This window comes from uncultured Campylobacter sp., from assembly GCF_938018145.1.
Classification (GTDB): domain Bacteria; phylum Campylobacterota; class Campylobacteria; order Campylobacterales; family Campylobacteraceae; genus Campylobacter_A.
On record NZ_CALIII010000241.1, the window covers coordinates 1 to 9,492 of the forward strand.

Genomic DNA, 9,492 nt, shown 5'->3' on the forward strand with positions numbered 1-9,492 from the left:
ATGCTAATGCTAGATAAATTTGAAGAAAAAGTAGACGTAGCTATCCGCCGAGATATATTGCTACGCGTGGATTTCGGGCTCTTTTCGCTCGCGATCAAAAATCTCATAGATAACGCCCTAAAATACGCCGACGACAAAAAGGCGCAGGTCATCTGCGACGCGGACGGTATCGTCGTGAGAAATCTAGGCCAACCGCTACAAAATCCTATCGAGTACTACATGCAGGCCTTCATCCGCGAAAAGGGCAGCAAAAGCAGCGGCATGGGGCTAGGCCTCTACATCATCGACCACATCTGCCGTATGCACAAATTTAGCCTAAAATACTCATACGAGGACGGCTTCCACTCATTTAAAATTTGCACCAATCCAAAGGAAAGCGTTGAAAAAAGGGCTTGAGAAATTTAACGAGCTCGTGGCGGCCTTTGAGCGGCTACCGGGCGTGGGCAAAAAGTCCGCCCAGCGCTACGCCTATCACGTCTGCCTAAAGGATAGCTTCGGCGGACTAAAACTCGCGCAAAGCATCGAGGATGCCGTGAGATTTACGGGCAAATGTCAAATTTGCGGCGGGCTTAGCGAGGATGAGATTTGCGACATTTGCAGCGACGAAACGCGCGACAAGGAGCTACTAGCGGTCGTAGAAAGCCCAAAGGATATCCTAGTTTTCGAACAAAGCGCGATCTACCGCGGACGCTACTTTGTGCTTGAGGAGATAACTCCCGAGCAAACCGAGAAACTGCGCGAGGTCATCCGCCAAAACGGCGTAACCGAGATTATTTTCGCGCTAACGCCGGGGCTTAGCAGCGACGCGGTGATGGTTTTTATCGAGGATAAGCTAAGCGATTTGGGCGTTAAATTTAGCAAGATAGCCCAAGGCGTACCAACAGGCGTAAATCTCGAAAATATCGACCTTCTATCGCTCATGAAAGCGCTTGATAGCAGGACTGAGCTGTAAATTTAACTCTGGCGCGCGAAATTTTTATCAATTTAACGCCATATTTTTAAATTCGCCCGACTCCAAATTTAAGATTGGTCGGCCAAATTTCCATCGCATTTCACACAGGCTCCTCCTCAAATTTAATCCGCTGCCAAAGCTAATCAAATTTACAACGACTCAAATTTAGTACGTAGTCCGAAAATAAAATTTTACAAGCACGATAAAGAATAAAAAGAAAAATTTAAAAAGAGAAATTTACGACCCGAAGGCCGTAAATTTAAGCCGCCCGAAACGAACGGCTAGAAGTTATTTCGTAGTTTTTTGGATATACGAGAACTCGGAAATTTTCGTCCACTCGCGAGCCTTAGCCAAAAACGCTCTTTGAGAGTCCAATATCTCCTTAAACAGCGGATCTTTCGCAGCCTCTTCGTCTAGAATCTCATCGCTTGCTTTTCTAAGCGCGTCCATAACGTCTTGCGGGAACGAGCGAACCTCGATATCAGGATACTCCGCTTTCATCTTCGCCCAGTATTCTGCGTTATCAAAGAACGAGCGCGTATTTAGCATGCTAGCTACCTCGTTAGCCGCAGCCTCGATCACAGCCTGAAGGTCGGCAGGTAGCTTCTCGTAGGTCTTTTTGTTTACGAAAAACTGAGTTTGGCCGCTCGGCTCTTGCCAGCCCGTGTAGTAGTATTTGGCGATCTTGTGAAAGCCAAGACCCATATCAAACGCAGGGCTAACCCACTCGACCGAGTCGATCGTGCCCATCTCTAGCGCCATATATAGCTCGCCGGTCGGGATTGTGTTTATCGTAGCTCCCACGCGCGCCATAACCTCGCCGCCAAAGCCAGGGATCCTGATTTTTAAGCCTTTTAAATCCTCTACGCTTTTGATCTCTTTTTTAAACCAACCGCCCATTTGCGTGCCTGTGTCGCCGGCGTTAAAGACTTTTATGTTGTATTTATCGTAAACTTTTTCCTCTAGCTGCTTGCCGCCGCCAAACTCATACCATGCGCGTAGCTCGCTAGCAGTCATACCAAAAGGTACGGCAGTGAAAAACATAGTGTTTGCGTCCTTACCCTTGTAGTAGTAGGATGCAGTATAGCCGATATCGTACTGACCGCCCTTAACAAAGTCTAGGATACCAAACGGCGCCTTGTGCTTAGATGGATAATCTATCCTCACCTCTAGCCTGCCATCGCTTAGCGTCTCGACCACGCGCTTAAATTCTTTCGCCGCGTCGCCCAAAACCGGAGTCGTGCTCTCCCAGGTGCTAGCTAGCTTTAGCTTATAGGTTTTGTCCGCTGCGTTCGCGCTTAGCGCTAAACCGAAAGCAGCCAAAACCGCTAAAAACTTTTTCATTTTTGCTCCTTAAAATAAATTGGCCGATTATACTTATTTTTTTTAAAAATTTGGTAAAATTGCGCAAAAAAGGGGCATCCATGAATAAAAAAACCAAAATCCTAGCCACGGTCGGACCGGCCAGCGAATCCATAGAGGTTATGGAGCAATTAGTTTTAGCCGGAGTCAATGCTTTTAGGCTAAATTTCAGCCACGGCACGCACGAATACCATAAATCAAATATCGATAAAATCAGGCAAGTAGAGGCGAAACTCGGGCGAAAGATAGGTATATTTCAGGATATCTGCGGCCCAAAAATAAGAGTCGGCAAGCTAGACAGAAGCGAATTTAAACTAAAAGTCGGCGATACGCTAATCTTCGTAAAAGATGAAATAATCGGCGAGCAAATAGACGAAAATCACTATAAGCTTTGCATAAATCAGCCTCAAATTTTAGCCGCGCTAAAAACGGGCGAATACATCTACCTATGCGACGGACAAATCCGCGCTAAAATCACGCAAGCAAGCGCCCAAAAAGTAGAAGCCGTAGTGGAAAACGACGGGATACTCCGCTCGAACAAAGGCGTAAATTTCCCAAACACCAAGCTAAATATAGAGGTTATCACGCCTAAGGATTTAAAAGATTTAGAATTTGGCGCAAAAAACGGCGTGCATTTCGTCGCGATCTCTTTCGTACAAAACGCAAACGACATAAGAAAAGCTAGAGAAATCCTAAAGGGCTTTGGCTCCAAAGCTCAAATTTACGCCAAAATAGAAAAATTTGACGCCGTGGAAAATATCGACGAGATCATCGAGGTTAGCGACGGCGTGATGGTAGCGCGCGGCGATCTGGGTATCGAGGTGCCCTACTACAAGGTGCCGACGATCCAAAAGCTCATTATCAAAAAAGCAAACGAAGCAGTTAAGCCAGTCATCACGGCTACACAGATGATGCTAAGTATGGCCGAGCACGAAACAGCTACTAGAGCCGAGATCAGCGACGTGGCAAACGCCGTACTAGACGGCACCGACGTAGTCATGCTAAGCGAAGAAAGCGCGGTCGGCATAAACCCCGTCGCCGTCGTAGAAGCGATGAGCAACACCATAATCCAAACGCAGCAAATTTATCCTTTTAACAAATTTGATTTTGACCGCTACGACGATACGGATATGATGGCATCTAGTACCGCCAGACTCGCCTCGGCGCTAAAAGTAGACGGCATCATCGCGCTAACCTCATCGGGCGGCTCGGCGGCGAAACTAGCCAGATACCGCACGGATATAGATATCATCGCCATAACGCACAACGAGCAGGCCGCGTATAGGCTGACTCTTTGCTGGGGCATAACGGCCGCGTTTGTAATAGAAAAAGAAGAAAGACTGCACACGCTCATGGCCAAATCGATCAAAGCCGCAGTCGAAAAAGGCTACATAAAAGACGACAAAAGCTACATCATGACCGCTGGCTATCCGACGGGAGTAGCGGGCAGCTCGGACTTGATCAGAATTTTAAGAAAAGCTCAGATAGATTATTATCTAGAAGAAGCCGATAAATAGAGGGCTTTTCGCATCGAGGCTTCGATTTTAGCCTCGTCAAGCGAGCCCTTGAAAAATAAATTTAACGCTAAAACCGCCTGAAAAAGCAGCATCTTAGAGCCGTCTTTATGCGCGAGCCCGCTAGCGGCGGCTAAATTTAAAAAAGGCGTTTTTTTGCCGTAAATCACGTCAAAGGCAAATTTGGCTTCACTAAAAATCGGACGCAAAATCTCGATCGGCGCGGGCAAATTTTTATCTTTTAACCCCGCCGAGGTCGTATTTACGACGAGGTCAAATTTGCCGCCATTAAATTTGCCAAAATTTGCCCAGCTAAATTTTTCAATTTCAGCAAAATTTGCCAGCCTCTCCTCGCTTCTATTTAGCACGCAAACTCGCACACCGCGGCTTTTTAAGGCGTAGGCTACTGCTCTAGCCGTTCCGCCAGCGCCCAAAATGAGAGCCGAATTTATATGTCCAAAACTCTCTATCGTTCGTAAAAATCCGGGCGCATCGGTATTGTAGCCGTAAATTTTATCGCCGCGAGCTACAAGGGTATTTACGGAGCCGATTTTGGCAGCCGTTTCGTCTTCGATATCGCACTGCGCTAGCGCGGCTTCTTTGTGAGGTACGGTTACGTTCGCGCCGCTTAGTTTTAGTTCTTTAAATTTAGAGATGAGTTGCGAGCCGTCTGCTAGCTCGTAGCGAGTATAGAGAGCTTCGCGAGATAGACCCAGCTCGCCGAGGGCTAGATTGTGTAGCCTCGGCGAAACGGAGTGGGATATAGGGTTGCCAAAAACGGCAAAAACCATCATTTTATATTTACGATAAAGGCGTTTGGAGCCGCGCTTTGCTTGATTTTAGCAAGCTCGCTTTTTAGCTGCTCGCCGCTGTAAGGGCCGACTAGAACCTTGATGATTTCATTGCCGTTTACGTTCGTCCTATATAGCTTATAGGCGTATCCTGCGGCCTTTAGTTTGCCAAACTCCGGCGCTTTTTCATTAAAGTGCTTAACGGCGAAAACTTGCACGTAACTACCGCTGTGGGCATCCCCGCCGCTAGCTACAGGAGCTTGTTTTGCCGGCTTTTGTTTTGCCTGTTTTTCTTTAGCTGCATCGTTTTTAGGCTGTTTTGCAGCTTTTTCTTGTTTAGGCTCTTTTTGTTTTACTACGTTTACGTGCTGCTTAGGCTCGGCTTTTGGCTCGCTTGGTTGAGCACCTGGAGCGTCATTTTGTTTTAAAGCGCCCTGTATAGTAGAAGGCTCGGTCGGAGTAGGAGCTGGCGCACCTGCATCTTGCTGTCTTTTATCCTCTTTTTCCTTGAGCGCTTTTACCATATCCTCAAAGCTATCTTGACCTTTGTTTTCAGGCACGATAGGCACCTGCTCAAAAGTAGGATTTGGCTGCTGCGCCTGAGGCTCGGACGGAGGAGGCGGAGCGACTGGAGGGACGTTAGTTTGCGCTACTTGCGGCGCAGGCTCGCTAGGCGGAGTGGCAGGTACGCTCACTTGCTGCGGGATGCTTCGCGTATTGTCTGGCTCAGGCGGCAAAACCAGCCTAGAGTCCGTTTGCGCGACTTGATCATTAGTCTCCGGCGAATTTAAAAATTTCATCACGATGAGAACAGCTAAAAAGATAATGACGAAAACGGCGACGAGGATGAGGATCCTCTTGACGTTTTTGTTCTTTTTATCCTCGTTGTTATCAAGCATGATGTCTCTTAGCTCGTTATACTCCATTTTTACTCCTTACATATGTTTTGACCAGCTTGCGCCGCGCTCTTTTTGATAGACCTTATACGGTAACGTCAAGATGTTAAATTCTTTCGGTAGCTCCATCGTCGGAAATACTCTCCACTCTTTAACCAAACGCGAACTAAGCAGCATAGATAGCTTATTTGCGATCTGATAGCCCTCATTTAGCGTCGTGTGCCCTTTGTGTATATAAAGGTGCAAGTGTCCCGGCGTCTTGCTCTCGTAGGCGGTAAAATTTATAAATCCCTCCTCGCGGAGCAAAAGCTGAGCTCGGTGCCAAAAGCGCTCAGGCATCCTGCCGTTGTAGTCAAAGACGATATTTTCGACCTTGTCGCCCGGCAGTATCAGCGAGTGCGCGACGGTGATCTTGCCCTCGTCGTGATCTTTTATCACCTGATAGCTTAAGGGTTCATTTATGAGCTCAAATTTATTAAAAAACGTCCGCCCTCTATACTCAATCTTACTTACGATATTATCGCGCTTGATCCAGTAGTGGCTCGTGTTCATTTTGATTAGCGCGGTGTCTATGCTCTGCATTAATAAGTCGCCTTATCGTAGATGATAAATTTGCTCGCAAGCTCTTTTAGCTCGGCTTTTACCCTGCTTTGAAGCTCGGCATTATTGATATCGCTTAGCACGTCGGAGATTTTGTTTGCGATGATCTCAAATTCCGCCTCTTTCATGCCGCGAGCCGTAAGCGCCGGACTTCCGATGCGGATACCGCTTGTGATAAACGGGCTTCTAGTTTCGCCTGGAACCGTATTTTTATTTACCGTTATGCCAGCATTTCCAAGAGCGATGTCAGCGTCTTTACCGCTAAATTCGCGATTTAAAAAGCTCATTAAAACCAGGTGATTATCGGTACCGCCGCTAACTAGATCAAAGCCGCGTTTTACTAAAATTTCGGCTAGCTTTTTGATGTTTGCCTTGACTTGCTTAGCGTAAATTTTCCACTCCGGGCTTAGGTTGTGTTTAAAGCCTACCGCCTTTGCCGCGATAACGTGAACGAGCGGTCCGCCCTGAATGCCAGGGAAAATAGACGAATTTATCTTTTTAGCGTACTCTTCGTTATTTGTCATGATGATACCGCCGCGAGGTCCGCGAAGGGTCTTGTGCGTAGTCGAGCTCACCACATCGCAGTGCGGAAACGGACTCTGATGCTCGCCGGCTACGACTAGACCGGCAATGTGCGCTACGTCCACAAAGAGTATAGCGCCTACCGCGTCGGCGATCTCGCGGAATTTCTTAAATTCGATCTCGCGCGTATATGCGCTCGCGCCGCACACGATCATCTTTGGTTTTACGATTTGCGCGATTTCCATTACCTTATCGTAGTTTATACGTCCGTCAAGCTCTACGCCGTAAAAGAAGCTCTCATATATCTTGCCAGAGCTGCTTACTTTTGCGCCGTGAGTCAGGTGTCCGCCGTGGCTTAGATCCATGCCTAAAATTTTATCGCCCGGATTTAAAAGCGCGCCGTAAACGCCCTGGTTCGCCTGCGAGCCTGAGTTTGGCTGCACGTTTGCAAATTCGCAACCAAAAAGCTCTTTACAACGATCGATCGCTAGCTGCTCGATCTGATCGACGTATTCGCAACCGCCGTAGTAGCGTTTGCCTGGATAGCCTTCCGCGTATTTATTGGTTAGAACCGAGCCCATTACTTCCATTACTTCAGGATAGGTAAAATTTTCGCTCGCGATCATCTCGAGGTGGTCGCATTGGCGTTTTAGTTCTAAATTTACTAAATCAAAAATTTCTTTATCGTAACTTTGCAAACTCATTAATTCTCCTTGGTTTCGTTTTTTTGCGGTCTCATCGCAGGGAAAAGCACCACGTCGCGGATGGATTTTTTATTAGTTAGTAGCATCACGAGCCTATCTATACCGATGCCCTGCCCCGCAGTCGGAGGCATCGCGTAGCCAAGAGCCCTCACGTAGTCCTCGTCCATCTCGTGAGCTTCATCGTCTCCTGCATTTTTAGCTTCGATTTGCGAAGCGAAGCGGCCGTATTGATCAATCGGATCGTTTAGCTCGTTAAAGCCGTTAGCTAGCTCGCGTCCTGCGATAAATAGCTCAAATCTCTCGGCTATATCGGGATTTGCGTCGCTTCTGCGAGAAAGCGGACTGATAGAAATCGGATAGTCGATGATAAACGTAGGATCGGTTAGCTTGCTCTCTACGTAGTTGTCGAAAAGCTCGGCCTGCAAATGCCCCAAATCAAGCTTAGCGTTTGCCTCAAAGCCGTCCGCTTTGAGCTTGGCCAAAATTTTATCTTTATCGTCAATGATAGTTTCGTCTAGTCCGCCGATTTCTACGAGCGCTTTTTTGTAGCTTATGCGTTTAAACGGCTTGCTAAAATCGATCTGCATACCGTCAAATTCGATTATTTTAGGCATATCTAGTTTATCAAGAAGCACGTTAAATAGCTCCTCGGTTAGCCCCATCAAATCGTGATAAGTATGCCACGCCCAGTAAAACTCAATGCTTGTAAATTCGGGATTATGCGTTAGGTCCATGCCCTCGTTGCGGAAATTTCTATTCATCTCGTAAACCGCATCAAAACCGCCCACGATGAGACGCTTTAGATAAAGCTCTGGCGCGATGCGTAAAAATCTCTCCACGCCAAGCGCGTTGTGAAACGTGACGAAAGGCTTAGCGTTCGCTCCGCCAGGGATCGGGTGCATCATAGGGGTCTCAACCTCTAAAAATCCCTTGTCCTCGAAAAATCTACGAATCGTGCTAACGATAACCGAGCGGCGCTTAAAATCAGCCCTAACCTCGGGGTTCATTATCATATCGAGGTATCTCTGGCGATATCTAGTCTCGATGTCCGTTAGTCCGTGAAATTTCTCCGGAAGCGGCGAAATGGCCTTTGACGCCAAGGTTAGCTCGCTAACGTGCATAGAAAATTCGCCCGTTCGCGTGACGAAGGCATATCCGCGTACATATATGATGTCGCCTACTTCGATATTTTTCTTTACGACCTTAAACCAATCAGGATCAAGCGTCTTATTACTAAAGTAAATTTGAAGATTGCCGTCCTCATCCTCGATGTTGGCAAATATCGCCTTGCCTGCATCCCTGATGAGCTTAACGCGTCCGGCGAGGCTTACTAGCTGGCCTTCGGCGCTCTTTTCTTCGGTGTCTATTATATGTTTAAATTTGAGCCTAAATTTAGTTATATCCATATCGCGGCGCAAAAAGTGCGGATAGGGATTTACGCCTGCGCTTCTTAACTCATTTGCAGTCTCTAGCCTCTGGATCTCCAGTTGATTTTCAAATATCACTTGCCGCCCTTTGCCTCTTTGGCATTGCACTCTTTGCACACTCCGTAAAGCTGCATCATGTGTCCGGTTAGCTTAAACCCGTGTTCTTTTGCGATATTTGCTTGTCTTTTTTCTATGGTTGCGTCTTCAAATTCGATGATAGTTCCGCATCTGCGGCATATCATATGATCGTGGTGAGGCTTGGTTGCGAGCTCGAATTTTTTACCTTGCGAACCAAAGCTGATGGAGGTTACCATCTCGGCTTCTTCGAGCAAATTTAGCGTCCTATAAACGGTCGCGATACCGACGTTTAAGTCAGGATAGGTCTCTTTAATGAAAAAATAAAGTCTCTCCGGAGTGAAGTGCTCGTCGTTGTTGTAGAGCGTCTTTAGTAGAACTTCTCGCTGTTGCGTGTATTTTAGCCCGTTATCTCTCAAAATTTTTTTAAATTTCTCAAGAAGCGCGTCGTATTCTAAATTCTCAATCATTATTTATACTCCTTAATCGTCGAATTTATCTCCAAATTTGGTCTTTGCTCCTGCATAGATGCGTCAAACGGCGTTTCGATATTTCCCACGCCACCTGATATGCCTTTTACGTTAACATTCATTATCCATTTGCCGGTATCCAGCAAAATCGGGTACAGTTTACTTCCCCTAAAATACGG

10 protein-coding genes and 1 pseudogene are annotated in these 9,492 nt (G+C 46.9%); 3 read left to right on the top strand and 8 right to left on the bottom strand.

What is annotated here, in order from left to right; all coding sequences use genetic code 11:
- Both Q0338_RS05565 and recR read left to right on the top strand, forming a co-directional pair.
- Positions 1–396, top strand: a 396-nt coding sequence (locus tag Q0338_RS05565) for an ATP-binding protein (RefSeq protein WP_298085894.1), incomplete at its 5' end; no start/stop codon positions are given.
- The gene (gene recR, locus Q0338_RS05570; RefSeq protein WP_002948255.1) at positions 380–952 is read left to right on the top strand and encodes a recombination mediator RecR; all 573 of its coding nucleotides are present in this window, start codon (positions 380–382) and stop codon (positions 950–952) included. The genes Q0338_RS05565 and recR, both read left to right, overlap by 17 nt.
- A gap of 288 nt (positions 953–1,240) precedes the next feature.
- Here recR and dctP read toward each other — a convergent pair whose 3' ends face one another.
- The gene (dctP, locus tag Q0338_RS05575) at positions 1,241–2,296 is read right to left on the bottom strand and encodes a TRAP transporter substrate-binding protein DctP (protein ID WP_298085895.1); all 1,056 of its coding nucleotides are present in this window, start codon (positions 2,294–2,296) and stop codon (positions 1,241–1,243) included.
- A gap of 80 nt (positions 2,297–2,376) precedes the next feature.
- Between dctP and pyk the strand changes: the two genes are divergently transcribed.
- A complete protein-coding gene (pyk, locus tag Q0338_RS05580; protein ID WP_298085896.1) occupies positions 2,377–3,831 on the top strand; it encodes a pyruvate kinase in 1,455 nt (484 codons plus the stop codon).
- On the opposite strand, the gene Q0338_RS05585 is transcribed toward pyk, so the two are convergent.
- The 7 genes and pseudogenes from Q0338_RS05585 to Q0338_RS05615 all read right to left on the bottom strand — a co-directional run.
- Positions 3,807–4,622 (bottom strand): shikimate dehydrogenase, encoded by an 816-nt coding sequence (locus Q0338_RS05585; protein ID WP_298085897.1) that lies wholly within the window; start codon positions 4,620–4,622, stop codon positions 3,807–3,809. The genes pyk and Q0338_RS05585 overlap by 25 nt on opposite strands.
- On the bottom strand, positions 4,619–5,545 hold the full coding sequence (locus Q0338_RS05590) for an ABC transporter ATP-binding protein (protein WP_298085898.1): 927 nt from the start codon (positions 5,543–5,545) through the stop codon (positions 4,619–4,621). The genes Q0338_RS05585 and Q0338_RS05590 overlap by 4 nt, the downstream gene beginning before the upstream one ends.
- 9 nt (positions 5,546–5,554) lie before the next feature.
- Positions 5,555–6,097: a DUF1882 domain-containing protein gene (locus tag Q0338_RS05595; protein ID WP_298085899.1), complete on the bottom strand. Its 543-nt coding sequence runs from the start codon at positions 6,095–6,097 to the stop codon at positions 5,555–5,557.
- Complete coding sequence (locus Q0338_RS05600) at positions 6,097–7,341, bottom strand: serine hydroxymethyltransferase (protein WP_298085900.1); 1,245 nt, start codon at positions 7,339–7,341, stop codon at positions 6,097–6,099. The genes Q0338_RS05595 and Q0338_RS05600 overlap by 1 nt, the downstream gene beginning before the upstream one ends.
- Complete coding sequence (gene lysS / locus Q0338_RS05605) at positions 7,341–8,843, bottom strand: lysine--tRNA ligase (RefSeq protein WP_298085901.1); 1,503 nt, start codon at positions 8,841–8,843, stop codon at positions 7,341–7,343. The genes Q0338_RS05600 and lysS overlap by 1 nt, the downstream gene beginning before the upstream one ends.
- Positions 8,843–9,316, bottom strand: a complete 474-nt coding sequence (locus Q0338_RS05610; protein ID WP_171992834.1) for a Fur family transcriptional regulator — start codon at positions 9,314–9,316, stop codon at positions 8,843–8,845. The genes lysS and Q0338_RS05610 overlap by 1 nt, the downstream gene beginning before the upstream one ends.
- Positions 9,313–9,492, bottom strand: a pseudogene (locus Q0338_RS05615) (CvpA family protein); the annotation flags it as partial. The pseudogene Q0338_RS05615 and the gene Q0338_RS05610, both read right to left, overlap by 4 nt.

What these genes read in the sequence shown, in the direction of transcription:
- dctP (WP_298085895.1), bottom strand. Translation starts at nt 2,296, where the DNA reads ATGAAAAAGTTTTTAGCGGTTTTGGCTGCTTTCGGTTTAGCGCTAAGC.
- Q0338_RS05595 (WP_298085899.1), bottom strand. Translation starts at nt 6,097, where the DNA reads ATGCAGAGCATAGACACCGCGCTAATCAAAATGAACACGAGCCACTAC.
- Q0338_RS05590 (WP_298085898.1), bottom strand. Translation starts at nt 5,545, where the DNA reads ATGGAGTATAACGAGCTAAGAGACATCATGCTTGATAACAACGAGGAT.
- Q0338_RS05585 (WP_298085897.1), bottom strand. Translation starts at nt 4,622, where the DNA reads ATGATGGTTTTTGCCGTTTTTGGCAACCCTATATCCCACTCCGTTTCG.
- pyk (WP_298085896.1), top strand. Translation starts at nt 2,377, where the DNA reads ATGAATAAAAAAACCAAAATCCTAGCCACGGTCGGACCGGCCAGCGAA.
- Q0338_RS05600 (WP_298085900.1), bottom strand. Translation starts at nt 7,341, where the DNA reads ATGAGTTTGCAAAGTTACGATAAAGAAATTTTTGATTTAGTAAATTTA.